The 26,556-nt window shown below is 73.5% G+C and carries 23 protein-coding genes; 5 read left to right on the forward strand and 18 right to left on the reverse strand.

Annotated features, from left to right (window positions below):
- Positions 1-48 precede the first annotated feature (48 nt).
- From AVL62_RS10060 to AVL62_RS10085, 6 genes are all read right to left on the reverse strand, one after another.
- A complete protein-coding gene (locus tag AVL62_RS10060) occupies positions 49-1,461 on the reverse strand; it encodes a GH1 family beta-glucosidase (protein ID WP_058891498.1) in 1,413 nt (470 codons plus the stop codon).
- Positions 1,458-2,357 (reverse strand): carbohydrate ABC transporter permease, encoded by a 900-nt coding sequence (locus AVL62_RS10065; RefSeq protein ID WP_058891499.1) that lies wholly within the window; start codon positions 2,355-2,357, stop codon positions 1,458-1,460. Before AVL62_RS10065 ends, AVL62_RS10060 begins: the two co-directional genes overlap by 4 nt.
- Positions 2,354-3,328, reverse strand: coding sequence for a carbohydrate ABC transporter permease (locus AVL62_RS10070; RefSeq protein WP_058891500.1), 975 nt, complete (start codon positions 3,326-3,328; stop codon positions 2,354-2,356). The genes AVL62_RS10065 and AVL62_RS10070 overlap by 4 nt, the downstream gene beginning before the upstream one ends.
- Position 3,329: 1 nt before the next feature.
- On the reverse strand, positions 3,330-4,619 hold the full coding sequence (locus AVL62_RS10075; RefSeq protein ID WP_058891501.1) for an extracellular solute-binding protein: 1,290 nt from the start codon (positions 4,617-4,619) through the stop codon (positions 3,330-3,332).
- Between the two features lie 135 nt (positions 4,620-4,754).
- A complete protein-coding gene (locus AVL62_RS10080; protein WP_058891502.1) occupies positions 4,755-6,242 on the reverse strand; it encodes an aldehyde dehydrogenase family protein in 1,488 nt (495 codons plus the stop codon).
- Positions 6,243-6,327: 85 nt separating this feature from the next.
- Positions 6,328-7,074 carry a DUF429 domain-containing protein gene (locus AVL62_RS10085; RefSeq protein WP_083518855.1) on the reverse strand — a complete coding sequence of 249 codons (747 nt, stop codon included), beginning with the start codon at positions 7,072-7,074 and terminating at the stop codon, positions 6,328-6,330.
- Between the two features lie 53 nt (positions 7,075-7,127).
- On the opposite strand from AVL62_RS10085, the gene aroQ reads away from it, so the two are divergent.
- The 3 genes from aroQ to AVL62_RS16630 are packed head-to-tail and all read left to right on the forward strand — an operon-like array spanning position 7,128 to position 9,323.
- Positions 7,128-7,571: a type II 3-dehydroquinate dehydratase gene (gene aroQ, locus AVL62_RS10090; RefSeq protein WP_058891504.1), complete on the forward strand. Its 444-nt coding sequence runs from the start codon at positions 7,128-7,130 to the stop codon at positions 7,569-7,571.
- Positions 7,572-7,629: 58 nt separating this feature from the next.
- Positions 7,630-9,177 carry a sodium-dependent transporter gene (locus tag AVL62_RS10095; RefSeq protein WP_058891505.1) on the forward strand — a complete coding sequence of 516 codons (1,548 nt, stop codon included), beginning with the start codon at positions 7,630-7,632 and terminating at the stop codon, positions 9,175-9,177.
- Positions 9,174-9,323 (forward strand): methionine/alanine import family NSS transporter small subunit, encoded by a 150-nt coding sequence (locus AVL62_RS16630; RefSeq protein WP_083518856.1) that lies wholly within the window; start codon positions 9,174-9,176, stop codon positions 9,321-9,323. The genes AVL62_RS10095 and AVL62_RS16630 overlap by 4 nt, the downstream gene beginning before the upstream one ends.
- 11 nt (positions 9,324-9,334) lie before the next feature.
- Here AVL62_RS16630 and AVL62_RS10100 read toward each other — a convergent pair whose 3' ends face one another.
- The 3 genes from AVL62_RS10100 to AVL62_RS10110 form a co-directional block, all read right to left on the reverse strand.
- A complete protein-coding gene (locus AVL62_RS10100; protein WP_058891506.1) occupies positions 9,335-10,900 on the reverse strand; it encodes a phytoene desaturase family protein in 1,566 nt (521 codons plus the stop codon).
- A gap of 66 nt (positions 10,901-10,966) precedes the next feature.
- Positions 10,967-13,258 (reverse strand): DEAD/DEAH box helicase, encoded by a 2,292-nt coding sequence (locus AVL62_RS18045; protein WP_083518857.1) that lies wholly within the window; start codon positions 13,256-13,258, stop codon positions 10,967-10,969.
- Positions 13,259-13,483: 225 nt separating this feature from the next.
- Positions 13,484-15,595: a DNA gyrase/topoisomerase IV subunit B gene (locus AVL62_RS10110; protein ID WP_201023247.1), complete on the reverse strand. Its 2,112-nt coding sequence runs from the start codon at positions 15,593-15,595 to the stop codon at positions 13,484-13,486.
- 190 nt (positions 15,596-15,785) lie between these two features.
- On the opposite strand from AVL62_RS10110, the gene AVL62_RS10115 reads away from it, so the two are divergent.
- Together AVL62_RS10115 and AVL62_RS10120 are read left to right on the forward strand one after the other, a co-directional pair.
- Positions 15,786-16,001, forward strand: a complete 216-nt coding sequence (locus tag AVL62_RS10115; RefSeq protein WP_058891508.1) for a DUF7455 domain-containing protein — start codon at positions 15,786-15,788, stop codon at positions 15,999-16,001.
- 85 nt (positions 16,002-16,086) lie between these two features.
- Positions 16,087-16,575 carry a DUF456 domain-containing protein gene (locus AVL62_RS10120; RefSeq protein WP_058891509.1) on the forward strand — a complete coding sequence of 163 codons (489 nt, stop codon included), beginning with the start codon at positions 16,087-16,089 and terminating at the stop codon, positions 16,573-16,575.
- 61 nt (positions 16,576-16,636) lie between these two features.
- On the opposite strand, the gene AVL62_RS10125 is transcribed toward AVL62_RS10120, so the two are convergent.
- The 9 genes from AVL62_RS10125 to AVL62_RS10165 form a co-directional block, all read right to left on the reverse strand.
- Positions 16,637-17,383 carry a class F sortase gene (locus AVL62_RS10125; RefSeq protein WP_058891510.1) on the reverse strand — a complete coding sequence of 249 codons (747 nt, stop codon included), beginning with the start codon at positions 17,381-17,383 and terminating at the stop codon, positions 16,637-16,639.
- A 1-nt stretch (position 17,384) separates the two neighbouring features.
- Positions 17,385-18,149, reverse strand: coding sequence for a CHRD domain-containing protein (locus AVL62_RS10130; RefSeq protein ID WP_058891511.1), 765 nt, complete (start codon positions 18,147-18,149; stop codon positions 17,385-17,387).
- A 125-nt stretch (positions 18,150-18,274) separates the two neighbouring features.
- The gene (locus AVL62_RS10135; RefSeq protein ID WP_058891512.1) at positions 18,275-19,063 is read right to left on the reverse strand and encodes an anti-sigma factor; all 789 of its coding nucleotides are present in this window, start codon (positions 19,061-19,063) and stop codon (positions 18,275-18,277) included.
- Positions 19,064-19,702, reverse strand: a complete 639-nt coding sequence (gene sigK / locus AVL62_RS10140; RefSeq protein ID WP_058891513.1) for an ECF RNA polymerase sigma factor SigK — start codon at positions 19,700-19,702, stop codon at positions 19,064-19,066.
- A complete protein-coding gene (locus tag AVL62_RS10145) occupies positions 19,672-20,097 on the reverse strand; it encodes a DUF3040 domain-containing protein (protein WP_083518907.1) in 426 nt (141 codons plus the stop codon). The genes sigK and AVL62_RS10145 overlap by 31 nt, the downstream gene beginning before the upstream one ends.
- 113 nt (positions 20,098-20,210) lie before the next feature.
- Positions 20,211-21,473: a DNA polymerase IV gene (gene dinB / locus AVL62_RS10150; protein WP_327282015.1), complete on the reverse strand. Its 1,263-nt coding sequence runs from the start codon at positions 21,471-21,473 to the stop codon at positions 20,211-20,213.
- Between the two features lie 5 nt (positions 21,474-21,478).
- Complete coding sequence (locus tag AVL62_RS10155; protein WP_327282017.1) at positions 21,479-25,546, reverse strand: DNA polymerase III subunit alpha; 4,068 nt, start codon at positions 25,544-25,546, stop codon at positions 21,479-21,481.
- A gap of 8 nt (positions 25,547-25,554) precedes the next feature.
- Complete coding sequence (locus AVL62_RS10160; protein WP_058891515.1) at positions 25,555-25,998, reverse strand: SAV_6107 family HEPN domain-containing protein; 444 nt, start codon at positions 25,996-25,998, stop codon at positions 25,555-25,557.
- A gap of 114 nt (positions 25,999-26,112) precedes the next feature.
- Positions 26,113-26,517 (reverse strand): DUF6504 family protein, encoded by a 405-nt coding sequence (locus tag AVL62_RS10165; protein WP_058891516.1) that lies wholly within the window; start codon positions 26,515-26,517, stop codon positions 26,113-26,115.
- Positions 26,518-26,556: the final 39 nt, after the last annotated feature.

The raw sequence follows: 26,556 nt of genomic DNA on the forward strand, positions 1-26,556 counted from the left end.
GGCGTGGTCCTCGCGCTGACGCCGCTGCTGGCATGGGTTCCTCCCTGACTAGCCGATGGCCCCAGATCCTGCCACGTCGGCGAACCAGCGGGCACTGGCCTTCGGCGTGCGCTCCTGGGTGTCGTAGTCCACCCGGACGATCCCGAAGCGCCTGGTGTAGCCGTAGGCCCACTCGTAGTTGTCCATGAGCGACCACACGAAGTAGCCCCGGACGTCGGCGCCGCACTGGATGGCCTCGTGGACGGCGCGCAGGTGGCCGTCCAGGTAGGCGACGCGGTCCTGGTCGTCGACGAACCCGGTCCCGTCCGGGTCGTCCGGCATCGCGGCGCCGTTCTCGGTCACGTAGAGCCGGGTGCCGGCCGGGCCGGTGTGGTCACGCTGCAGCCACAGCAGCAGGTCACGCAGGGCCTGCGGCCGGATCTCCCACCCCATGTCGGTGACGGGGGTGCCGCGACGCACCACGACCACGTGCTCGGACCCCACGTTGGGCGAGGGCGCGTCGTAGGCGCGGGCCTGCCGGGCGGCCTCCGGCGCCGACTCCGGGTGCGGGCCGGTGACCATGGACCCGGTGTAGAAGTTGACGCCCAGGACGTCGATCGGGGTCGAGATGTCGGCCAGGTCGCCGTCGTGCACCAGGTCCTGCGGCCAGAGCTCGCCCAGGTCCTCGAGCACGTCCTCGGGGTAGGCGCCGCGGGTCAGCGGCTCCACGAAGAAGCGGTTCGCCAGACCGTCGAGCCGCCGCGCGGCGTCCCGGTCACCGGCCGAGGCGGGGTCCTGCGGCTGCATCTCGGTGAAGTTGAGCGTCAGCCCGAGCTCCAGGCCGGGGTCCCGCTCGCGCAGCGCCTGCACCGCACGGCCGTGCGCGAGCAGCAGGTGGTGCGCGGCGCGCAGGCCGTCCTGAGGGTCGGTCCGGCCCGGGGCGTGCACGCCCGCGGCATACCCGAGGAAGGCCGAGCACCACGGCTCGTTCAGGGTGGTCAGCTGGCGCACCCGGTCACCCAGCCGCTCGTACACGGCGAGCGCGTAGTCGACGAACCGGTCGACGACGCCCCGCGCGGGCCAGCCCCCGGCCTCCTCGAGGGCCTGCGGGAGGTCCCAGTGGTAGAGCGTCACCCACGGGACGATGTCGGCGGCAAGTAGCTCGTCGACCAGGCGGGAGTAGAAGTCCAGCCCCTTCTCGTTCACCGTGCGGCCGTCCGGGCAGACCCGTGCCCAGGACACCGAGAAGCGGTAGGCGCCGAGGTTGAGGGACCGCATGAGCGCCACGTCCTGCGGCATCCGGTGGTAGTGGTCGCACGCCACCGCGCCGGTGTGCCCGTGGACCACCGCGCCCGGCGTCGCCGAGAACGTGTCCCAGATGCAGTCGCCCCGGCCGTCCTCGTGGGCGGCCCCCTCGACCTGGTAGGCGGCCGTGGCCGACCCGAGGAGGAAGCCGGACGGGAAGGTGATCGGTGTGGTCATTGCTTGACGGCTCCTTGCATGATGCCGGAGACCAGCTGGCGCCCGGCGAGGACGAAGAGGATGAGCAGGGGCACCGTAGCGAGCACCGCTCCCGCGAGGACCAGCGAGTAGTCCACGTAGTGCGCGGCCTGCAGCTGCTGCAGCGCAACCGGGAGGGTCGGGTTCGAGGGGCCCAGCACGATGAAGGGCCAGAAGAAGTTGGTCCAGGTCGCCACGAAGGTGAACAGGCCCAGCATGGCCGCGGCCGGGCGGGCCGCCGGCACGCCGACGTGCCAGAAGGTGCGGAACATGCTGGCGCCGTCCACCCGGGCCGCCTCGATGAGCTCGGTCGGCACGGCCTGGCGGAGGTACTGCGTCATCCAGAACACGCCGAACGCGGTGACCAGGCCGGGCACGATGACCGCGGTGAGCTCACCGGTCCAGCCCAGCTCGGCCATCACCTGGTAGAGCGGCACGACACCGAGCTGGGTCGGGACCGCCATGGTGGCGATCACGAAGACGAGCAGCGGCCCGGCGCCGCGGAACCGCAGCTTGGCGAAGGCATACCCCGCCAGGGTCGAGAAGAAGACGACCGAGGCGGACACCGTGGTCGAGACGATGATCGAGTTGACCGTCGCCCGCCAGAACTCGACGGTGTCGAAGACGCTGGCCGCGTTGCGCAGGAAGTTGCCTCCCGGCAGCAGCGGGAAGGGGGTCCGGGTGAGCACCGTCGAGTCGTGGCTGGCGATGACGAAGGACCACCACAGCGGAAACATGCTCCCGGCCACGACGGCGGCGAGCAGTCCGTACACCACCCAGGAGGGGCGGTCGCCGGAGCGGCGACGCCGACCGGAGGACCGGACGGCCGGGCCCGGGGACGTGGTGTCGGGTGGTGCCGGGACGGGGGTGGTGCTCATCGACTCTCCTCGCTCGCGATGCGGCGGCTGATGACGAAGTTGACGACCCCGATCACAACGATGAGCAGGAACAGCAGCACCGCCACGGCCGAGGCCCGGCCGAAGTCGGCGCGGGTCCACCCCAGCTCGTAGAGGTAGAGGGTCAGGGTCTGCCACTGGCCGTCGGCGCCGCCGCGGCCGAACTGGTCGTACATCTTCGGCTCGTCGAAGATCTGCAGACCCCCGATGGTGGACGTGATGATGACGAAGATCATCGTCGGCCGCAGCAGCGGCACGGTGATCGAGACGAAGCGGCGCAGGCCGCTGGCCCCGTCGATCGCGGCCGCCTCGTAGAGGTCCCGCGGGATGGCCTGCATGGCCGCCAGCAGGATGAGGGCGTTGTAGCCGGTCCAGCGGAAGTTGACCATGGTCGCGATGGCCACGTGGCTGGCCAGCCGGTCGGAGTGCCAGCGGACCGGCTCCAGGCCCACCGTGTCCAGCAGGGCGTTGATGAGCCCGAACCGGTCGGCGAAGAGGTTGGAGAAGATGAGCGCGACCGCGACCGGCGCGACGACGTAGGGCAGCAGCACGCCCATCCGCCAGAAGGTCGCGGCCCGGAGATGGTGGTCGAGCAGGCCGGCGATGGCCAGCGCGGCGAGGACCTGGGGGACCGAGGAGAGCACGAAGATGCTCACCGTGTTGACCAGGGCCCGCCGGAAGTCTTCGCTGGTGAGGACGCTGACGAAGTTCTCCGCCCCGACGAACTCGCCCTGGCCCATGATCTGGTCCCAGTCGTGGACCGCCACCCAGCCGGTGTAGACCAGCGGGAAGAGGCCGGTGACGAAGAACAGGAGGAAGAACGGGGCGATGTAGAGGTAGGGCGAGACCCGGTGGTCCCACCGCCCCCACCGGCCGGTGCCGCCCCCGCGCCGGCCCGGGCGGTCGGCGACGGGGGCCGGCGCCGGGGCCGGCGTGGGAGTGGTGACCGTCATGTCAGCGGAGCTCCTCGACGGCGGCCGCGAACTTGTCCCAGCTGCTGCCCGGGTCGTCCGTCTTGTCCACGTCGACGCGGGTGATGGCGTCGGCCATGGCGGTGTTGATCTCGAAGTACTTCGGCCCCTTGAACGGCGTCACGGTGACCGCCTCGGCGCGCTCGGCGAAGATCTGCCCGGTCGGCGCGTCGTTGAAGAACGCGTTGCTCGACTCCGCCAGGGTGTCCGAGTCCAGCGCCTCCTGCTGGCTGGGGAAGGTGCCCTTGGCCTCGAAGGCCTTGATCTGCTGCTCCGGCGCGGTGAGCCAGGCGGCGAGCTCGGTGGCCTCCTCGACGTGGTCGCCCTGGGCGGGGACGGTGAGGTATGACCCGCCCCAGTTGCCGCCACCGCCGGGGAAGACGTTGGCGACGTCCCAGCCCTCGACCCCCTCGGCGTTGCCCTCGATGACGCCCATCATCCAGGCGGGGCAGAGCATCGTCGCGAACTCCTCGCCCTGGAAGGCCGAGGCCCAGTCGGCGCTCCACTGGCCCAGCCCGGCGGACAGGCCGTCGTCCACCGAGGCGGCGAGGACCTGGTCGTAGAGCTCGCGCACCTCCGGGTTGTCGAGCGCGATGATCTCGCCCTCGGGGGTCTCGTACGGCTGCTCGACCTGGTTGATCATCCCCTGCCAGAGCGCCCCCGCGGAGTCGTACCACGGGATGCCCGTCTCGTCGACGAACTGCTGGCCGACCTCGAAGTAGGTGTCCCAGTCGCCCTCGAGCAGCTCGGCCACCTCCTCGCGGTCGGTGGGCATCCCGGCCTGCTCGAAGAGGTCGGCGCGGTAGCAGACCGCCTCGGGGCCGATGTCGGTGCCGTAGCCGAGGAGCATCCCGTCCTCGAGGGTGACGGCCTCCGTCTTCCAGTCCAGCCACCGGCCCTCGACCTCCTCCGAGGACAGGTCGACGAACTTGTCGGGGTACTGCTGGAACTCGGTGACCCAGTCGACCTCGATGGCCTCGACGTCCGCGGCGCCGGAGTCGGCACCGAGGCTGTTGCGCAGGGCCGCCCGGGCGTTGTCGGCCGTGTCGGCCTTGATGTGCTCGACGGTGACCCCGGGGTTCTGCTCCTCGTACTCGGTGAGGAGGTCCTCGTAGCCGAACTCGTTGAAGGTGGCGACCGAGAGGGTGATGTCCCCGCCCTCGCCACCGGCCTCGCCGTCGCCGTTCTCGTCGCTGCCTCCGCCGCACGCGCCGAGCGCCAGGGTGGCGGCGGCGGTGGTGGCGAGAAGCATCCTGCGTCGCGTGCTGTGCATGCCAACTCCGTTGGTGGGGCGCTCTGCATCCGCGTTATGAGAGCGCTCTCACGTACTGTGCATGCCGACGGGGCGGCTGTCAAGGTTCTGCTCGCCGTCGAGACCGCTCCGTGACCTGCCCCGCGGGAGGGAGGCTCAGGTGAGCCGCACGTTGATCTGCTGGATCTGGGTGAAGCCCTCGAGCATGCCCTCCAGGGAGAACTCCCGGCCCTGGCCGCTCGCCTTCATCCCGCCGTAGGACTGACCGACCTGCTGACCGCCCCCCTGGTTGACCTGCACCCACCCGGACTCGACCCGCTGGGCGGTGCGCAACGCCATACCGAGGTCACGGGCGAAGACGAACGCGGCCAGCCCGTAGTGGCTGTCGTTGGCCATGGCCACCACCTCGTCCTCCTCCCGCCAGGGGATGACCGACAGGACCGGGCCGAAGATCTCCTCCCGGGCGATCCGCCACCCGTTGTCGACCTGGCTGAGGATCATCGGCGCGTGGTAGAAGCCGGGCTCCCCCACGGTGAGCGCCGGCCGCCCGTCGTAGGCCACGCGGATGCCGTCGGTGGCCAGCGCGTCGTCGACGTAGCCCTGCACGCGGTCCCACTGGCGCTGGTTGATGATGCAGCCGATGTCGGTGGCCTCCTCCCGCGGGTCGCCCACCACCAGCTGCGACACCCGGTCCACCAGCCGGTCGAGGAAGCTGTCGTGGACGGACTCGTGCAGGAACAGCCGGGACCCGGACGTGCAGCTCTGCCCCTGGCGGGCGAAGCGGGTCGCCAGCAGCACCTGCTCGACCACCTCGTCGGTGTCGGAGTCGGGGAAGACGATGCAGGGGCTCTTGCCACCCAGCTCGAGGCTGACGTGCGCCAGCCGCTCCCCCGCGGCGGCCGCCACCCCGGACCCCGTCGCGGTCGACCCGGTGAAGGACACCTTGTCCACCCCGCGGTGCTCCACGAGCGCCTGGCCGACCTCCGGGCCGTAGCCGGTGAGCACCCCCAGGACCCCCGGGGGCAGGTGCCGCTCGCAGACGCGCGCCAGCTCCAGGATCGTCGTGGGCGCGTCCTCGGCGGCCTTGAGGATCATCGCGTTGCCGCTGACCAGGGCCGCCGGCAGCTTGAAGGCGGCGATCATGAGCGGGCTGTTCCACGGCAGGATGCCGGCGACGACCCCGACCGGCACCCGGCGGGTCAGCGAGAGGGCGTCGGTGCCGCTCGGCAGGGTGACCCCCTTGAGCTCGCCGGCGAGCCCGGCGAAGTAGCGGAAGGCGGAGGCCAGCAGCAGCGCCTCGGGACGCGCCTGGGTGCGCAGCGCGTTGCCGGTGTCCAGGGCGGTCAGCGCGGCGAGGTCCTCGGCCGCGTCCTCCAGGTCGTCGGCGATCCGCAGCAGGGCGCCCTGCCGCTCGGTGAACGGCAGCGCCGCCCAGCCCCGCTGCGCCCGCCGGGCCGCGGCCACGGCCCGGTCGACGTCCTCCGCCCCGGCCCGGGGCGTGGTCGCGATGACCCGGTGGCGGTCGATCGGGGTGATGACCTCCAGGGTCCGTCCGTCGGCGGCCTCGACCCACTCCCCTCCGATGAGCATGCGGTAGGCCGTGGGCTCGCTCGCCTCGACGGTGGGGACGGTGTGGCTGCTCATCTCGGCTCCTCGGTGGTGGTCGGCGCTGGGTCGGTCTGCCGTGGGTCGTGCTCGGTCGGTGCTCGGGCGGTGGTCGGGTGGGGCGTCAGACGTGGATGGCCGCGGGGATGCCGTCGGCGAACACCTCGGGCTCCTCGGGGAGGGTGAGCGCCCGGCCGTGCCGTACCCGGTGGGCGCTCCAGGCCGCGGCGCAGGCGTCGAGGAGGTCGTCCAGGCCCGCACCCCGCGGCGGCACGTCCGGCGCCTCGATGCCGACCGAGGCGAGCGCGGCGCGCCGCTCCCGGGCACCCTCGGGGGTGCGCTTGCGCGTCGTGAGGGTCGCCCCGGTCATGAGGGCGAAGCTCGCCTCCGGATGAACCTCGTGGACCGGGCAGGGAGGTCCGGCCCGGACCCAGGCGTCCACCTCCAGGACGCTGGTGCGCAGGGCGTGCGCCTGTCGGGACAGGCCCATCCCGGCCCGCTCCCGGTTGCGGACGTTGGCCACGGCGTAGTCGGGCTCCTCCAGCGCGGCTCGGGTCGGGGTGGTGAAGACCGAGGAGGCCTTGGCGCCTCCCAGGAGCACGCGGGTCCGCACGTCGGCCTGCCGCCGGGTGCGGTCCGGCAGCCCGATGGGGATGTCGACCCCCACCACCGCGACGTCCCCACCGAGGCGCAGCAGCGCGGCGACGGTCGGTGCCACGGCCACCCCCACCAGGCCCCGGCCCTGCGGCGGCAGGAACGCCCCGACCCAGCCGGCCCGGCAGGCGTCCACGCCGAGGACCCCTCGTCCCGGCCCGGGTGCGTGCGGACGTCCCGCAGGCACGTCAGGGCTGCTGGGTTCTGCCGGGACCATGACGGCAGACTAGTTCCTCGGTGCCGGCGTCGTGGTGTGAGAGCGTAGGCCCCATGGCGCGGCGCATCGTCGTCCTCAACGGACCCAACCTCAACCTGCTCGGCACCCGCGAGCCGGACGTCTACGGCACCGACACCCTCGCCGACGTCGAGGCCTGGTGCGCGCAGCGGGCCGCCGCCCACGGCCTGGAGGTCTCCTGCCGGCAGAGCAACCACGAGGGCGCGCTGGTGGACGCCCTGCAGGAGGCCGGCGCCGACCCGGAGGTCGTCGGGGTGGTCCTCAACGCCGCCGCCTACACGCATACCTCGGTCGCGCTGCTGGACGCCGTCAAGGCCACCGGGGTGCGTGTCGTCGAGGTCCACCTGTCGAACCCGCACGCCCGCGAGCCGTTCCGGCACACCTCCTACATCTCCCCCGTGGCCGAGGCCGTCATCGCCGGTGCAGGGGTGCGCGGTTACGGCTACGCCGTGGACCACCTGGCCTCGACCGACGGCTGACGCCCCGCCCGCACCACGACACCGACGACACCCACGACACCGACGACGAGGAGACGGCATGGCCGGAGGATCCGCCGCGGCGGCACCGGAACGTGAGACGTGGACCAGCTCGACCGGCTTCATCCTGGCCGCCGTCGGCTCGGCGGTGGGCCTCGGCAACATCTGGCGCTTCCCCGGCGTCGCCTACGAGAGCGGCGGCGGCGCCTTCCTCATCCCCTACCTCGTGGCGCTGCTGACCGCGGGCATCCCCATCCTCTTCCTCGACTACGCCGTCGGGCACCGCTACCGCGGGGCGGCGCCGCTGTCCTACCGCCGGATGGCCCGGCCCGCCGAGGCGCTCGGCTGGTTCCAGATCGTGCTGAGCTTCGTCATCGCGGTCTACTACGCGGCGGTCATCGCCTGGTCGCTCAGCTACTTCGTCTTCGCCTTCGACCTGCGCTGGGGGGAGGACACGGCCGCCTTCTTCGTCGGCGAGTACCTCCAGGTCGGAGAGCCGGGGATCTCGACGACGCTGGTCTCCGGGGTGGCCGTCCCGCTCGTGCTCGTCTGGGCCGCGGTCCTGGTCATCATCGCCCTCGGGGTCACCAAGGGGGTCCAGCGGGTCAACATCATCTTCATCCCGCTGCTCGTCCTCGCCTTCGGGGGACTCGTCGTGCGGGCGCTCACCCTCCCGGGCGCCGCCGACGGTCTCAACGCCCTCTTCACCCCCGACTGGGCGGCGCTGGCCGACCCGGCCGTGTGGATCGCCGCCTACAGCCAGATCTTCTTCAGCCTCTCGATCGCCTTCGGCATCATGGTCACCTACGCGTCCTACCAGCGGCGCCGGGCCAACATGACGAGCTCGGGCCTCGTCGTCGCCTTCGCCAACTCCAGCTTCGAGATCCTGGCCGGCATCGGCGTCTTCGCGACCCTGGGCTTCCTGGCCCACCAGCAGGCCACGACCATCGACCAGCTGGAGGGGCTGTCCGGGCCGATCCTGTCCTTCGTCACCTTCCCCGCGGTCATCAGCGAGATGCCGGGCGGCGCCGTCTTCGGCGCCGTCTTCTTCGGGGCGCTCGTCCTGGCCGGGTTCACCTCGATCATCTCGATCCTGCTCGGCGTGGCCGCCTCGGTCCAGGAGAAGTTCGGGCTGACCCACCGCACGGCCGCCGTCACGGTCTGCGTGGTGTGCTCGGTCATCTCGATCGGGCTGTTCTCCACCACCTCCGGCCTCATCGCGCTGGACACCGTCGACCAGTGGGCGAACAACGTCGGCATCGTCGTCTCCGCCATCGCCATGACCGTCCTCATCGTCTGGGTCTTCCGGACGGCCCCGGTCCTGCGGGCCCACCTCAACCGCGTCTCGACCTTCCGCGTGGGGCGTGTCTGGGTCGTCCTCGTCGGCGGCCTGGCGCCGGTGGTGCTCACCACCATGCTCGTCCAGCGGGTCCGCACGCTGGTCACCGAGGGGTACGAGGGCTACCCGGCGTGGTACCTCCTCGTCTTCGGCTGGGGCACCATCGGCCTCGTCGCGGTGGGTGCGCTCGTGCTGACCCTCATCCCGTGGCGGGGCCGTGACGACGCCGGCTTCCGCGCCTGGCCCGAGCTCGAGGAGGAGCAGCGATGACCACGTCGGCCGTGCTCATGATGATCGTGGCCATGCTCGTCGTGTGGGGCGGGCTGGTCGCCAGCGTGCTCTTCCTGCGCGCCCGACCCGAGGTGGACGACGCCGAGCTGCCCGACCCTGACGCTCCCCCCGCCGAGCCGCGCTGAGCCCCGGGGGGTCAGCCCTCGGTCTCGAGCAGCGCCCGGGCGGCGTGGTACCCGCCCAGCGCGCTCACCCCTCCCCCGCGCCGCGACCCCGCACCGGCCAGCAGCACACCGGGGTATGCCGTGTCGACGCCCCAGCGGCGGGCCGGCGTGTCGAGCGGGTCGTCGTCGTCGGCCCACGGCCAGTCCAGCGGGGCGTGGAAGATGTTGCCGCCGGGCATGGCCAGGCTGTCCTGCAGGTCGCGCGTGGTCCTGGTCTCGATGCACGGCCGCCCGTCCGGCCCGGAGAGGACGACGTCCTCGAGCGGCTCGGCCAGCACCGAGGACAGCGAGTCGAGGACCCGGCGCTGCAGGTCGTCCCGGGCGTCCGCGCCGCGCCCGTCGAGCAGCCGGTCGGGTGTCTGCAGGGTGAAGACCGTCATGGTCTGCGCCTGCGGGTGCTCGGCCCGCAGCCGCGGCGACAGGATGGTGGGGTCGGTCAGGGTGTGGCAGTAGATCTCGGCGGGCAGGGGGTCCGGGACGACACCGGCCTCGGCGGCGGCGTAGGCCTGCCGCAGCTGGGTGTAGGTCTCGTGCACGTGGAAGGTGCCGCCGAAGGCGGCCTCCGGCGCCACCCCGGTGTCCCGCAGCCGGGGCAGGCGTGACAGCAGCAGGTTGACCTTGACCTGCGACCCCTCCACCCGCTCCTGCGCGGCCCCGCGCTTCCCGGCGACCTCGTCGAGCACCGACGGTGCCGCCGCCCACAGGACGTGCCGCGCCGTGGCGCGGTGCGTCATACCCTCCGCGTCCTGCCAGGTCACCGCGCCCTCCTCGAGCGAGGTGACCGTGGCCCCGGTCCGCAGGTCCGCCCCCGCCGTCCGCGCGGCACGCTCCAGCTGGCCGGACACCTCGCCCATTCCCCCGACCGGCACGTCCCAGTCCCCCGTCCCCCCGCCGATGACGTGGTAGAGGAAGCAGATGTTGTGCCGCAGGTGCGCCGAGTGCGGGTCCGCGAAGGTGCTGATGAGGCCGTCGGTGAGGATGACGCCGCGCACGAGGTCGTCGGCGACCGCGGCCTCCACCACCTCACCGAGGGGTCGCTCCAGGAAGTCGCGGACCAGGCCCGGGTCCCCGATCCGGTGCGCCATCTCGCGACGGCGCAGCAGCGGCTCGGTGACCGTCGGCCACACGGCCCGCGCCAGCTCCTCGACCCGCGCGTAGAACGCCTCCCAGCGCGGGGCGTCAGCGGCGGCGCCCACGGCGGCGAAGGAGGCGGCGGTCGCCGACGGGTCGCCGTGGTCGATGAGCAGACCAGCCGTCGACCCGGCCGACGGGGTGTAGGAGGAGTAGCGGCGCCGGGCCAGCGACAACGACAGCGACAGGTCCGTAGCGATCCGCCGGGGCAGCAGGCTCACGAGGTAGGAGTAGCGCGAGAGCCGGGCGCCCGTCCCGGGGAAGGCCTCGGCGGACACCGTCGCCCCGCCCAGGGCCGGGGAGCGCTCGAGCAGCAGGACCGAGCGGCCCGTCCGGGCGAGGTAGGCCGCGGCGGTGAGGCCGTTGTGACCGCCGCCGACCACCACGGCGTCGTGGCTGGAGCTCATGGCCCGATGGTAGTGCCCCGCGGCCGCCCGGCGTGGTCGGGCCGGGCGGCCTGGGCGTGGTCGGGGTCAGTCCCGCGGGCGCCAGTCGGAGCGACGGTCCTCCGACCGCGACCGGCGGTCCGGACGTCGGTCCCCACCCTGGCGGGGGCGCCGGTCACCCTGGGGGCCGCGACGGCCACCGGAGGCCCCGGGACCCTGGCGGCGACCCCCGCCGCCGGGACGCCGGGCGGGGCGCTGGGGGCGCATGACCTCGTCCAGCCGGCTCTGCGGCACCGGCTCGCCGACGGGCTCCGACCCGCCCGCGGTCTCGATGACGGCGTGGTCCTCGGGCGCCACCGCCTGCGGGTCGGTCTCGACACCGGCCGCGTCCAGCATCCGGGAGACCTGGCGCTTCTGGTGCGGCAGCGCCAGCGTCACGACCACGCCGTCCTCGCCGGCCCGGGCGGTGCGGCCCGAGCGGTGCAGGTAGTCCTTGTGGTCGGCCGGCGGGTCGACCTGCAGCACCAGCGACACGTCGTCCACGTGGATGCCCCGGGCCGCCACGTCGGTGGCCACCAGCACCGGGAGGGTGCCCGACTTGAAAGCGTCCAGGACCCTGGTCCGCTGCGCCTGGTTGAGACCGCCGTGCAGGGCCGCCGCGAAGACTCCGGACTCGCGCAGCTGCAGGGCGACCCGGTCCGCGCCCAGCTTGGTGCGGCAGAAGACGACCGTGCGGCCGGGACGGTTGGCGATGGCCGCCGTGATCGGCTTCTTGTGGTGCGGGTGCACCAGGAAGACGTGGTGCGCCATCGTCGTGACGCTGGCGCGCACGTCGTCGGTGGAGTGGGTCACCGGGTCCTTGAGGTAGGTCCTGGCCACCTGGTCCACCCCGTGGTCCAGGGTGGCCGAGAAGAGCAGCCGCTGCCCCTCGCGCGGGGTGAGGTCCAGGATCTGGCGGATCGCCTCGACGAAGCCCATCTCGGCCATGTGGTCGGCCTCGTCGAGGACCATGACCTCGACCTCGGACAGGTCGGCGGCGCTCCGGTCCACGAGGTCGATGAGGCGGCCGGGGGTCGCCACGAGGACGTCCACCCCCTTCTCCAGCGCGCGCAGCTGCGGGGTGTAGGACATCCCCCCGGCCACGAGGACGAACCGGCGGTCGACGGAGCGCATGAGCGGGGCCAGCGCGTCGACGATCTGCATTGCGAGCTCGCGGGTCGGTGTCAGGATGACGGCGCGGGGGCGGTGGGGGACGGCGCGGGGCCGCCGGGACAGGCGGTCCAGGAGCGGCAGCCCGAAGGCCATGGTCTTGCCCGACCCGGTCTGACCGCGCCCCAGCAGGTCGCGACCCGCCATGGCGTCGGGGATGGTCGCGGCCTGGATGGGGAAGGGCGTCGTGATGCCGATCCGCGCGAGCGTGGCCACGAGCTGCTCGTGCAGCCCCAGGGCGGCGAAACCGTTGTCCGCCTCGACCGCGGCGTCGACGTCCTCGGCCTGCATCGCGGACCGGCGCTCCTGGTATGCCGCGTCCGCCGCGTCCCGCTCGGCCTCCGCCTCGGCGAAGGGGTCCTGCGAGCGCCGGTCGTCCCAGCGGCCCTGACGGCTGTCGCGTGCGCCGCGGTCCTCCCAGCGGCCCTGACGTCCGCCCCGGCCACGGTCGCCGCGATCCTCCCAGCGGTCCTGACGCCCGCCCCGGCCGCGGTCGCCGCGGTCGTCGTAGCTGGCCAGCCGTCCGCCACGGTCGGCGCGACGCTCACCGCCCTGGTCGACACGGCCCGGGCGGGCGGGACGGTCCTCCCGGCGGTCGCCACCCCGGTCCTCGTGGCGCCGGCCGGAGTCCCAGCTGCGCCCGCCGTGGTGGCCGCGCTCCGGTCGACCCTCGCGCTCCTCGCGGTGCGAGCGCCAGGTGCGCTCCTGGTAGCCGCGGCGCTCCCCGTCGCGGTCCGGGCGACGGTGGTACTCACGGTCCTCGCGGCGCCCCGACGACGTGCTGCGGGCCGACCCGCGGTCGTCGCGGTCCCGCCGCGGGCGGTCGTCGTCCCAGGAGCGGCGGTGGTCCTCCCGGCGGACGGGCCGCGCCCCGCTCGGCTCCCAGTCTCGGCGGCGACGCTCCTGGCCGCCCTCCCGCCGGTCCTCCGGACGGTCCCGGCGGTCGGCCCGGTCACCACGACCACGGGGGTCGCGCTGGTCCCGGTCCCGCCAGCGCTGCTTGTCGGCGCCGCGCTCCTCGGCCCCCCGGGAGGCGCCGCGCCGGTCGCCGCGCCCGCCCTTGAGCTGGGCTCGGGCCTGCTTCTCCCGCGCCTGGCGGGCGGCCTTCTTCTGCGCCGTGGTGTGGCGGGGCTTCTTGCCGGACGCACCGGCGCTACTGGGCTTGGCCATGATCGGCTACCTCTTCACAGGGGGTCGAGGTGGGTTCTCGCCTCGACGCCTGCGGCGTGACCGGACCTACCTCCAGGCGCTCGACGTGGCGCCCGATCGTCCCCCAGGAGCGGATCGTCCTGAGGGGTCACCCGGGCGAGCAGCGCCACGGGGAGAACGACCAGTCTATCGCGGACCCGGACCTCCGGACGCCACCCTCGCGCGGAGCACCCGGCCGGCCGGGGCTCAGGCGTCGATCCGCTGGCGGTCCAGCTCGTGCGCGGACTCCACGATGAAGTCCTTGCGCGGCGCCACGGAGGACCCCATGAGCAGGTCGAAGACCTGGTCGGCGCGCTCGGCGTCCTTGAGGGTGATCTTGCGCAGGGTCCGGTGCCGCGGGTCCATCGTGGTCTCCGCGAGCTGGTCGGCGTCCATCTCGCCCAAGCCCTTGTAGCGCTGCATCGGCTGCTTGACGACCCGGCCCTTCTTCTCCAGCGCGGCCACCGTCCGCCGCATCTCCGCCTCGGTGTAGGTGTAGAGGAACTCGCGCCCGGTGCTGCGCCCGCGACCCCCGCTGACCTCGATCCGGTGCAGGGGCGGCATCGCCGCGTAGACCCGGCCCGCCTCGACCAGGGGACGCATGTAGCGGAAGAAGAGGGTCAGGAGCAGGGTGCGGATGTGGGCGCCGTCGACGTCGGCGTCGGTCATGATGATGACCTTGCCGTAGCGGACCATGTCCGGGTCGAAGGACCGCCCGGAGCCCGCGCCGATGACCTGGATGATGGCCGCGCACTCGGCGTTGGAGAGCATGTCCTGGACCGAGGCCTTCTGCACGTTGAGGATCTTGCCGCGGATCGGCAGCAGCGCCTGGTGGTCGCTGCTGCGCGCGAGCTTGGCCGTCCCCAGGGCGCTGTCCCCCTCGACGATGAACAGCTCGGAGCGCTCGGTGTCGTTGCTGCGGCAGTCGGCCAGCTTGGCCGGCAGCGAGGAGGACTCGAGGGCGTTCTTGCGGCGCTGCGTCTCCTTGTGCAGGCGGGCGGAGATGCGGGACTTCATCTCCGCGACGACCTTCTCGAGCAGCAGCGCCGCCTGCGCCTTGTCGCCGCGGTGCTTGCTGGTCAGCCGTTCGGTCAGCGCCTGCTCGACGGTGCGCGAGACGATGGCGCGGACCGCGCTGGTGCCGAGGACCTCCTTGGTCTGGCCCTCGAACTGCGGTTCGGGCAGCCGCACCGTCACCACGGCCGTGAGGCCCGCCAGGATGTCGTCCTTCTCGACCTTGTCCCCGCCGACCTTGAGCTTGCGCGCGTTGAGCTCGAGCTGCTTGCGGAAGACCTTCATGAGCGCCTGCTCGAACCCCGCCACGTGGGTGCCACCGTGCGGCGTGGTGATGATGTTGACGAAGCTGCGCACCGTGGTGTCGTAGCCGGTGCCCCAGCGCAGCGCGACGTCCACCTCGCACTCGCGCTCGATCTCCCTGGACACCATGTGGCCGAGCTCGTCCAGCATGGGCACGGTCTCGGTGAAGGTGCCCGACCCCTGCAGCCGCCACACGTCGGTCACCGCGGCGTCGGGGGCGAGGTACTCGGCATACTCGGCGATGCCTCCTGAGTAGGCGAAGGCCTCCTCCGTCGGCCCGTCCGCGCCGGGGGTGCCGGGCAGGCCGCGCTCGTCACGCACGACCATGGTCAGGCCCGGGACGAGGAAGGCGGTCTGCCGCGCGCGGGCGATGAGCTCGTCGTAGGCGAACTGCGCCGTGGTGAGGAAGATCTGCGGATCGGCCCAGTAGCGCACCCGCGTACCGGTCACCCCGCGGCGGGCCTTGCCCACCACCGCCAGCTCGCTGCTGCGCTCGAACGGGCTGAAGGCCGCCTCCGGACCCGGCGCGGAGCCGCCGTCGTCGAAGGTGCCCGGCTCTCCCCGACGGAAGCTCATGCCGTAGGTCTTCCCGGCACGGTCGACCTCGACGTCCAGCCGGGAGGACAGCGCGTTGACGACCGAGGCGCCCACGCCGTGCAGGCCGCCGGAGGCGGCGTAGGACCCGCCACCGAACTTGCCGCCGGCGTGCAGCTTGGTGAAGACGACCTCGACACCCGGCAGCCCGGTCCGCGGCTCGATGTCCACCGGTATGCCGCGGGCCCGGTCGCGCACCTCGACCGACCCGTCCCGGTGCAGGATGACCTCGATGCGGTCCCCGTGGCCGCCGAGCGCCTCGTCGACGGCGTTGTCGATGATCTCCCACAGGCAGTGCATGAGACCGCGCGAGTCCGTGGACCCGACGTACATCCCCGGGCGCTTGCGCACGGCCTCGAGGCCTTCGAGAACCTGGAGGTGCCGGGCGGAGTAGTCCTGAGTGGTCACGTCCGGCAGGCTAGCGCGTGGGACCGACAGGCCCGGTCAGGCGCGGCTGGGCCCGGCCGGGTCCGCCGGCCGGGGCTTACGCGCAGAGCGGAACACCGCCCCGCGCGGGCACAAAGGCCGGCTCCTGCGGCGTTGGCATGCTTGACTGGGTCGACCAACCGCTGGTTGGCCCGATGGAGAGGAGACCGCCGTGAACGCCACTCTGACCCCCGAACTGACCACCTCCGACCGGTGCGACCGTTGTGGGGCCCAGGCCTACATCCGGGCCAGCCTCGGTGACGGTCTGCACCTGCTGTTCTGCGCCCACCACGGACGCGAGCACCTCGACAAGCTGCGCGCCCAGGACGACGTCGCCATCCTGGACGAGACCCACAAGCTCGAGCAGGAGGAGACCCCCGCGGTCTGATCTCCCGCTCCTGCGACGCCGACGACGCCCGCCCACGGCCCTGGCCGTGGGCGGGCGTCGTGCTGGATCGGGCAGAATCTGGCCCATGTCCGTCGCCGAGGTCCTCATCCTGGTGCTCATGCTCATCGGCGTGGTCGGGATCGTCATCCCGGTCCTCCCCGGCCTCCTGGTGGTGCTGGCGGGGTCCCTGGCCTGGGCGCTCAAGGAGCAGACCACGCTCGGCTGGGTGGTCTTCGGCCTCTCCGCGCTGGTCTACCTGCTCGGTGTGGGGCTGCAGTGGGCGGTGCCGGGCCAGCGCATGCGGCGCGCCGGCGTCCGGACCTCGACCCTCGTCATCGGGGTGGTCTGCGCCCTGGTGCTCGGGGTGCTCATCCCTGTCGTCGGACTCTTCCTGGGCTTCCCGCTGGGCATCTTCCTGGTCTCCCTGGCCCGGACCCGGGACCGCGTCGAGGCCCTGCGGGCCACCCGGCACGCCCTGCACGCCGTGGGCCTCAACATCCTCATCGAGCTGGCGACGGCGTTCACCCTCATCGCGATGTTCGTCGTGGGTGCGGTGGTGCTGACGCCGGCCTGAGCGTGCGACGCCCCCGGTGCCGGTCTCCCTGCGGACGGCACCAGGGGCGGGTCCGGTCGGCTCAACCCTCGACCATGCGGGCGTACACCACGGTGTTGTCCTCGTGGCTCTGCTCCTGCTCGTCGAACTCTCCCCCGCAGGTGATGAGCCTCAGCTCCGGGACGTCGGTCGGCCCGTAGACGTCGACGGTCGGGAAGGCGTCCTTGGCGAACTGGTCCACGCGGTACACCTCGTAGGTGACCGTCTGCCCGTCCTCGCGCTCCACCTCGGCGGTGTCCCCGGGACGCATCGCGCCGAGCTCGAAGAAGACGGACTCGACGCCGCCCGCGCCGGTGACGTGACCCTCGATGACCGTCGGGCCCAGCTCTCCGGGCGTGGGCGAGCCGTCGTACCACGCGGCCTCGTGGTAGCGGTCTCCGCTGGGCACCTCCAGGGTGCCGTCGTCAGCCAGCCCGAGCGGGTGCAGCGGGCTCGTCACGTCGATGGAGGGCAGGCGCACCTCGACCGGCTCCGACGGGGCGAGCGCGGCGACCTCAGGGGCGGAGGACTCCTGGGGCTCGGACGACGTCGGTCCGGCGTCCGGGGCACCCGTGGTCGACGACGCGTCGTCGGCGTCCGTCGTGGGCTCCGGCTCCTCGTCGGCCTGCGTGGGCTGCGCATCCGCGGTGGCGGCGGGCGGCGAGGGGGGGTCGGGTCGCTGGGTGCTGATCCCGACGACGAGCACCACCACGCCCACGACGACGGCCAGCACGGCCAGGGCCGTGAGGATGGCTCCTCGTCGGCCCTGGCCCGGCTGCTCGATCCCCATGTCAGCTGTCGGTGCGGCGACGCTGGTTGAGGGCGAAGGCACCTGCGCCCGCGGCCACCAGGAGGGCTCCGCCGGCGATCAGCCCGGAGTTCTCCATCCCGCTGGTGCTGCCGCCACCGGTCTCGACGCCACCACCAGGAGCGCTCATCTGGGTCTCCTGGAAGGCCCCGCAGAGGGCGGGGTCGGTGGCCTCGGACGGGAGGCTGTCGTCCAGGTCGGACATCTGCTCGCCGTCGTACTGCCCGGACCCGTTGTGGTCCACGCCGTGGATGACGACGACGCCATCACCGTGGTGCAGACCCTCGGCCACGTCGTCGGGGACCTCGAAGGTCCGCTCGTAGGTGTAGGTGTCGTCGGCCGGGAAGTTGGCCACGTCGAGCGCGGCCGCCTCGGAGGTGTCGGCGTCGTTCCCGGTCAGGGAGACCCGGACCTCGCCGTAGCTGTCGATGGCGTCGGTGGTGCGGATGGCACCCTCGAAGCCGCTGCCCTCCATGGCCGGGTCGGGGCACTCGCCGGCGCCACCCAGGTGGATGTGCTGGGCGTGCGGGGCGCCGTCCAGCAGCCCCTGGACCTCCACCTTGATCCAGACCTCGTTGCCGGTGACCTTGGCCCAGGCCTCACCGCTGCCCCCGGAGTCGTTCAGCTCCCCGAGCGGGGCCATCAGCTCGACGGTCGCGTCGTCGATGTCATGGGCGTTCGCCGGGGCGGCGCTCAGCGCCAGCAACGCGGGCGCGGCCAGGGCGGCCAGTGCGGTCGTGCGCTTCATCGGTGTCACTCCTTCGCTGTCCAGCGCCGCAGCCGGGTGCCGCGACGCCGTGGAACACCGAGGATTCGGAACCGCCCCGCACGCGGATTGCGTCTGTGACCCAGGTCACGTCGGGACGGGGTGGGTCAGGTGAGGGGGACGACCACGAAGGGCTCGCTGGTGGGCTGGCTGGAGCCACCCTCCGGCTCGACCGTCAGGCCGACGGCCACCGCGTCCTCGGGGGCGCCCTCGAGCAGGCTGCGCCCCTCGGAGACGGTCTGCGCCGTCAGCAGGCCCGCGGACCGGGCCGAGCCGTCCGGCCCGACGAACCAGGCCTGGTAGACCTGCCCCGCCTGGGGTGCCGCGAAGTCCCCGGGCAGTTGGACCACCGCCTGCCCGGCGGCGTCGGAGACGGTCACCGCCACCGGCCCGTCCGCGGTGTCCGCGGTGTGCTCCGACGCGTCGTCGGCCTGCAGGACCTCACGGGTCGGGTCGGTGTCCAGCGTCTGCGAGATGCCCCACACGCCACCGGCCAGCACCACAGCCGCCGCCGCGGCGGCGAGCCACCGTCCGACGGAGGGTGTCCGTGCGGACTGCGCCCTCGAGCGTCGCGGGGCCAGCGGGGTCACGTCGGCGTCCGGCTGCCCAGCGGCCCCGTCGACCTCAGGGCGCGCGGGTCCCGCAGCCTCGTCCGCCACCTGCTGCAGCACCCGCGCACGCAGACCCGGAGGTGGGTCGACGGCCAGGTCGTCGCTGAGCACCCCCACGGTCTCCCGCAGCGCGGCGACCTCGTCCTGGCAGGACGGGCACCCGGCGAGGTGAGCCTCGAACTCCTGCTGCTCCTCCTCGTCGAGCGCGTGGATGGCGTACGCCAGGGCATGGGCGTGCACGTCGTCGTCCCAGACGTCGTGGTCACGCACGTCGTCCTCGCTCACTCAGGTCACCTCCTCCAGCTGCCCGCGCAGTTTCTTCAGTCCGTCCCTGATCCGCGTCTTGGCGGTGCCGAGCGGGATACCGAGCCGGTGCGCGACCTCGCTCTGCGTCAGCCCGGAGAAGTACGCCAGTGCCACCGTCGTGCGGTGCGGCTCACCGATCCGGTCCAGCGCTGCGTGGACCCGCTCCGCCTCGGCCCGGTCGGTCACCGCCTCGGCGGTGACGTCGTAGGGCCTCGTCGTCTGCCGGGATTCGTAGCGGTGCAGCCGATCGGATTGCGCCTGTTCCGATCTGACCCGGTCGACCGCCCGGCGGTGGGTCAGGGTCATGATCCAGCCGATGACCGAGCCGCGGGCGGGGTCGACCTCGGCGGCCTGACGCCAGATCTGGACGAAGACGTCCTGGGTGACCTCCTCGGCGAGCGAGCGGTCGCGGACGATGCGCAGGGCGAGACCGAAGATGCGCGGGGAGACCAGGTCGTAGAGCTCGGCCAGAGCCTGCTGGTCGCCGTCGGCGATCCGGCGGATGACCGGGAAGAGCTCGTGGCGCGCGGTGTCAGGAATGTCGACGACCCGGGCAGGACCCGGGTCGTGACCTGCGGCGTCGGGACTCAGGAACCCTGCTCCCGCCGCCGGTCCCACTGCTGCTCCATCCGCTGCATGAAGGTGCCCTGCCGGGGGGTCCGGCGGGATCCTGCGGCCGGCTTGCGGACCGCGCCGTCCTTGCCGACGACCCCCAGCTGCCCGGATCGCCCGGACGCGGACCGGCTCGGCGACGCCGCCCAGGCACCGCCCAGGACCATGGCGAGGAAGCCGATCACGCCGATCCAGATCATCGAGGACATGACGCCCACGACCACCAGGGCGAGACCGCCCAGGGCGACGAGGACACCGAGCACCAGACGGCGCCGGTCGAGTCCGGCGGCACCTCCGGCGTTGGCGGACCGCTTGAGCTGGCTCGCGAGCCGCGGGTCCTCGGCGTAGAGGGCCTGCTCCATCTGCTCGAGCACACGCTGCTCGTGGTCTGAGAGCGGCACGTTCACCTCCGGTGGTGCGAATGGTGGGTCGGGGACCTGCGGCACGGGACCGACACCACGTTGCTGACTTCCAGGATAAGACGTCAACGGACGGAGCACTACCCGGAGTTCCGTCAGGGCTGCCGGGCCAGCAGACTGGCTGGTCGCACCGCCTGCAGCCCGAACCTGGCCACGGCTCGGTCCATCGCCCGCTCCGCCTCGCGCCAGCCCCTCTCCGGTTCGTCGAGCCGACCCTGCACGAGGGTCCGGTCCGCCTCGGTGATGCCCTCGACCCGGACCCCCAGCATGCGGATCCGAGCCCGTTGCAGCCCCAGCGCGGCATACAGCGAGCAGGAGACCGCGTGCACCTCGCGGGTCACGTCGGTCGGGCTGGCCACGGTGCGTGAGCGGGTGATCGTGGTGAAGTCGGAGAACCGCACGGTCAGCACCACGGTGCGTCCGAGCACCCCGGCGTGCCGCATCCGGCTCGCCGTGCGCTCGGCGAGGTGCAGCAGCTGGCGGCGGACGACCTGGGGGTCGTCGACGTCCTGGGCGAAGGTCTCGGACGACCCGACGCTGCGCTCCCGTCGGTGGGCCACGACCGGGTCGTCGTCGGTGCCCCACGCCAGGGTGTGCAACCGGGTGGCGTGCTGGTCCCCCAGCGCGCGCCGCAACGTGGTCAGCGGCACGTGCGCCAGCTCGGCGACCGTGTGCAGCCCGAGCCGGTGCAGCTCGGCCTCGGTCGACTCCCCCACCCCCCACAGCGCACCCACCGGCATCGGGTGCAGGAAGGGGACGACCTCGTCCCGGGTGACCAGCCGCATGCCGTCCGGCTTGGCCGCCCGGGAGGCCATCTTGGCGACGGCCTTGGACGGGGCGCCACCGACCGAGCAGGTGATCCCCTGCTCGTCGGCGACGGTGTCCCTGATCCAGCTGCCGATGCGCTCCGGGCCGCCCCAGCGGCGACCGGTGGCGGAGATGTCGAGGAAGGCCTCCTCCATCGAGACCGGCTCGACCAGGGGCGTGACCTCGGCGAAGATCGCCATGACCGCCTCGGAGACCCGGGCGTAGCGCTCGGGCTCGGGCCGGACCACCACGAGCGGGGGGCACCTGCGGCGCGCCGTGGCCATCGGCATGCCGGAGCGGACGCCGTAGGCCCGGGCCTCGTAGCTCGCCGACAGCACGACGCTGCGCCAGCCACCCCCCACCGCGACCGGTCGACCGTGCAGGTCCGGCTGGTCCAGCAGCGAGACCGCGGCGTAGAAGGCGTCCATGTCGACGTGGAGCACCCAGCCACGACCGGCGTCGCCGGTCGCGCCGCCCGACACCTCCCCCGTGGCCAGTGCGCCCTCCCGTCCGGAGGAGCCCGCCGGAGGGGCTGCCGGAGCCGTGGCCATGACGCTCACCATCCCGAGCTCCCGGGGCTGGAGTGCCACAGCTTGCCGCCCGGCTGCCGGGTCGTCTCGCCGGCCGGGGCGATGTCGGCGTAGGGCGACTGCACGAAGCCCGAGGCGTGCACCAGCACGCGCCGCCCGGGCGGGGTGTCGGCCGAGGCCGCCTCCCGGGACACGGCCTCGGCCTCCTGCGCGAGCAGCGTCGCCTGCTGCACGGACCGCTCCATGAGCGCGTGGGCCGCCGTCGGACCGCCGTGCTCCCAGGCCTGCGCCACCTCGCCCAGCTCCCAGGCGGCGGTGGCCCTGATCGACACCCCCCGGGGCCCGGTGCGGCGCACGACGCCGCGCACCAGGAGCAGCCAGGAGTGGAACACCGTGGTGGCGAACGGGCCCTGGACGTCCTCGAAGAACGTCGCGTCGGCCGGTCCGCTGCCGTCGTCCAGGGTGAGGAAGACGACCCTCCTCCCGGACCGCACCGGAGGGGTCTGGGTGGCGACCTTGGCGCCGGCGACCAGCACCTCGGCACCACCCCGGTAGGAGAGCAGGTCGCGCGCCCGGGTCACCCCCAGCTCGGTCAGCATCGGGGCGTAACCCTCCACCACGTGGCTGCTGACGTCCAGGCCGAGCACCTCCAGCTCGGCCCGCAGCTGCTCGGACCGGCTCATCTCCGGCAGCCCGCTGCCGACGAGCGGTGCGGGGTCGTCGCCGAGCTCGAGGGTCAGCTGGGTCGGCGCGGCGCCACCGGTCTCGTGCCACGGGCGTCGGCCCACCGCCTGGCTCTGCGCCCGGGCGGCGACCTCCCCCGCCTCGACCACCGGCGCCGGGCGCCGACGTCCGGCGCGGGAGGTCCCCTGCGCCCCCGCCGCGTGCCGGGACCACCGCTCGAGGTCGCGGACGTGGAGCATCAGGTCGCGGCGGGTCAGGCTCGTGCGCGGGGTGCCCCCGGCGCCCGGGGCGGCCCGGTGTCCCGCGCCGCGGGTCCGCGGGCTGCACCGGCCGACCCGGTGCAGCTCGTCCAACCCCCCGGCCAGCACCAGCCGCTCGGCCGTGGGTCGGCTGGGACGGGCCCGGTGCCACAGGTCGGACAAGGAGTCGTAGGGCTGTCCCGCGACGATCCTGCCGACCTCGTCCTCGGTGATGCCCTTGACGTCCGCCAGGGACAGCCTGATGCCGTACCCCGCGGCCCGCTGCTCGACCTCGGCCATGACCGCGTCGACCCGGTCCGGCGGACGGCGCACCGTGCCCCGCGCCCCACCGGCCGCCGAGCCGTCATGCGAGGCATCCCCGCCCCAGCCGGCCCTTCCGGCCGCGGCCGCGGATGTCGTCACGCGCTCGACCCGGTAGGTCGCGCCCGAGGTGTTGACGTCGAGCCCGAGCACGTGGACCCCCATGCTCCTGGCCTCGTCCAGGATGAGCCGCTTGGGGTACATCCCCGGGTCGTGGGTCAGGACCCCGGAGAGGAAGGCGGCCGTGTGGTGCGTCTTGAGCCAGGCGGACTGGTAGGTCGGGAGGGCGAAGGCGGCCGCGTGCGCCTTGCAGAAGCCGAACGAGGCGAAGGCGGCCAGGACCGCCCAGATCCGGTCCACCTCCTCGGCGCGGTAACCCCGGTCCGCCGCCGCGGCGCACCACCACACCTTCACCTCCTCCTGCCCGGCCGGGCTGCCCATCGCCCGGCGCACCTCATCGGCCTGGGCCAGCGACACCCCCGTCGTCTCGGCGACGATCTGCAGCACCTGCTCGTGGAAGACCACGACCCCGCAGGTCTGCTCGAGGTAGGGGATCAGGCTGGGGTGGAGGTACTCCGGCTCCCCCCAGCCCTGGCGGGCGTGGAGGAAGGGCCGGATCATGTCGGACTTCACCGGACCGGGCCGGAAGAGGGAGATGTCGATGATGATGTCGGAGAACGTCTCCGGGGCGAACTTGCCCACCAGCTCGCGCTGACCGGGTGACTCGATCTGGAAGCATCCGAGGGTCCGGGTGGACTGGACCAGGGCGAAGGTGTCCGGGTCGTCCAGCGGCACCTGGGCCCGGTCGTCCAGGTCGAGGCGGGTCCCGTCCACCCGCGCGACCTCGTCGACGGCGTGCGCCATCGCCGACTGCATCCGGATCCCCAGCACGTCCAGCTTGAGCAGCCCCAGCTCCTCCACGTCGTCCTTGTCGAACTGGCTCATGGGGAACCCCAGCCAGCTCGCCTCGACCGGCGTCCGGTCGAGCAGCCCGGTGTCGGACAGCACGACCCCGCACGGGTGCATCGCGAGGTGCCGCGGCAACCCGTCGAGCGCCTCCACCAGCTCCATGAGGACCCGCATCCGGGGGGCGTCCAAGCCCTGGCGCCGCAGCTCGGGGAGGTCCCGGATCGCCGCCCGGGCGTCGCGTGCCCGGATGTGGGGGAAGGCCTTGGCGATCACGTCGATCTCCCCGGGCGGGAGACCCAGCGTCGCCGCGACGTCGCGCACGGCGTGCCGGACCCGGTAGGTCTCGGTCATCGACACGCAGGTCACCCGTTCGGACCCGAACCGCTCGAGGATGCGCTCGTAGATCTCGGTACGCCGGGCCGACTCGACGTCGATGTCGATGTCCGGCAGCTGGGCCCGCAACGGGGAGCAGAACCGCTCCATGAGCAGGCCGTGCTCCATCGGGTCCACGCCGCTGATGCCGAGCAGGTAGGCCACCAGGCTCCCGGCCCCGGAACCGCGCGCCGCGACGCGCACGCCCTGCTCCCGGATCAGGTCGCAGACCTGGGCGACGGTGAGGAAGTAGGTCGGGTAGCCCAACCCGGCGATCACCCCCAGCTCCTGCTCGAGGCGGTCGCGGACGTCCTGCTCGAACCGCCGCCCCGCGCCGGGATAACGACCACCGACGGCCTGGGTGCAGCGTTCGGTGAGGACCTCGTGCGCCTGCCCCACCCCCCGCACGCCGAGCACCTCGGGCTCCGGCAGGTGCACCCGCCCGATCCCGAGGTCGGAGCGGGCGTCCTGGTGGCAGTCGGCGGCCAGCTGCAGGGTGTTCCGCACGAGCTCCTCGGCCCGGGCACCGGGGCCCGCGGCGCGCTCCAGCTGACGGGCCAGCCTGTGCATGACGGCCGTCCCCGCGAGGTGGCCGGCGCTGCTCACCCGGTCGAGGTGGCGCTCGTCGAGCGCGACCCGCCGTCGGGCGGCGTCGAGCACGTCCACGACCCGCGCCTGCTCGGGATCGACGTGCCGGACGGCCGCGGTGAGCACGGCGGGCACCCCGACCTCCCGCGCCAGCATCCACGCCGACGTCGCGTGGGCCAGGCTCCCCGGCGTGCCCGCAGGCCCCCCGTGGCAGACCACCTCGACCCTGACCGCCCCCGCCGGGAGCAGGCTCGTCCAGCCCTGGAGCAACCGTCGGGCCAGGTCGTGCCGGCGAGCCAGCAACGCCCTCCCCACGTCGGAGTCCGGCCCCAGCAGCAGGACGACCGGGCAGGCCCCGGCGGTCCCGGCCGCCGCCCGGGCGATGAGCTCGGGGGTGACCCGCGGCACCGAGCGCTCGCCGGACAGGTGGGTGTGCGTCACCAGCCGGCACAACCTGGCCCAGCCCACCCCGGCCTCGGCGCCCCCGCGCTGACCGCGCGCCAGCAGCACCACCCGGGGCTGCTGGTCGTCGACGAGCGAGCCCCCCTTGACCGGGGTCCGCGGACCACGCCGGTCCGGTCGCACGTCCAGACCCTCCCCCCAGCCCCGGCCGGGCGCCACCCGGTCCTGCGCCCACGGAGCCGTCGGGCGCAGCCCGGTGACGAACGGGGTGGGGGCGGGAGCGGTGGCGTCCCGTCCGGCACCCGGCGCCGAGGGCGATCCAGCCAGGGCGAGGTCGACCCCCAGCACCGGGGCGATCCCCGCCTCGGTGCAGGCCCGGACGAAGCGGATCGCGCCGTAGAGCCCGTCGCGATCGGTCAGGGCCAGCGCGGACTGGCCCAGCTCGGCCGCCCGGCGCACCAGGTCGACCGGGTGGGAGGCGCCGTAGCGCATGGAGGCGCTGGACGCGACGTGCAGGTGGACGAAGTCGTCACCTCCCGTCGACGGCGCCGGTCCCGTCGACGGCGGTCCCGTCGGCACGGCCGGTCTCACCCGTGACCCAGCGGAGTCAGCTCGGAGTGCAGCGAGGTCTCGCACGGCAGGTGGAGCGAGGCCCGCACCAGCTCGAGGAACCGCTCCCCCGCCCGCACCATGTCGTCGGCCTCCCGGGTCGTCACCGCGGCGCTGGCCGCGCCCCGCTCCAACGCCACCCGGCGGCGTCCGGAGGCGGCGAAGAACGCGGCCCACTCGGTCAGCTCCGGGGCGACGGGAGGAAGCATCTCCCAGACGCTGCGGGGGCGGCCGCGCCGGCCGGGCGCAGGCGTCGTGCGGGCGGCCAGCAACGCGGCCCCGGCGCGCAGCGCGGACAGGTGGGCCTGCGTGTAGCGCTCCGCCGCCGTCCCGCTGTGGCAGGCCTGCAGCAGCACCCCGCGCGAGCGCTCCAGCAGATCCAGCACGGCCCCTGCGCTGGCCCCGGTCTCGATGGTCGTCATCCTGTCGTGTCCTCTCGTGGTCATCGTGGTCCTCCGGTCCTCTGGTCCCCGTGGCCTTCCGCGGCCCTGCTCCTGCTCCTGGTGCGCGTCGGCCGCCCCGCGTGGTGCCGCGGGTCAGTCGGCGACCCGCTCCAGCCACCACCGCTCGCCCTGGACGAGGTCGTAGACCCCCGTCCCCGCCGAGCGGCCCGCGCCGGCCTCGACCCGCCAGACGACCCGCTCCAGCTGCTCCCCGCCCGGACCGCCACCCGGGCCGGGCCGCCCGGGACCGGCGGCGGGGGGGCCGTCCCGGTCCTCCGCCCGCCACCACGCCACCCGCAGGCTCCACTGCCCCAGCACCGCCCGGACGAGATGGAGCCGACCGCGCCACAGGAACACGGCAGGGACCTGCGGGTCGGGCTCGCCGGGCGTCTCCAGGTCGTCGGCCACGCCGGCCGGGAGCGCCGTCTCGATCCGCACGCCGTGCTCCCGCGCCCTGCCCAGCCTGACCTCGACCGGCTCGTGGTAGCTCCTGCTCATGGCCGGCACCTCCTCCGTGCGTATGGGCGTCCGAGGACG

Source organism: Serinicoccus chungangensis, from assembly GCF_001483745.1.
Lineage (GTDB): Bacteria > Actinomycetota > Actinomycetes > Actinomycetales > Dermatophilaceae > Ornithinicoccus > Ornithinicoccus chungangensis_A.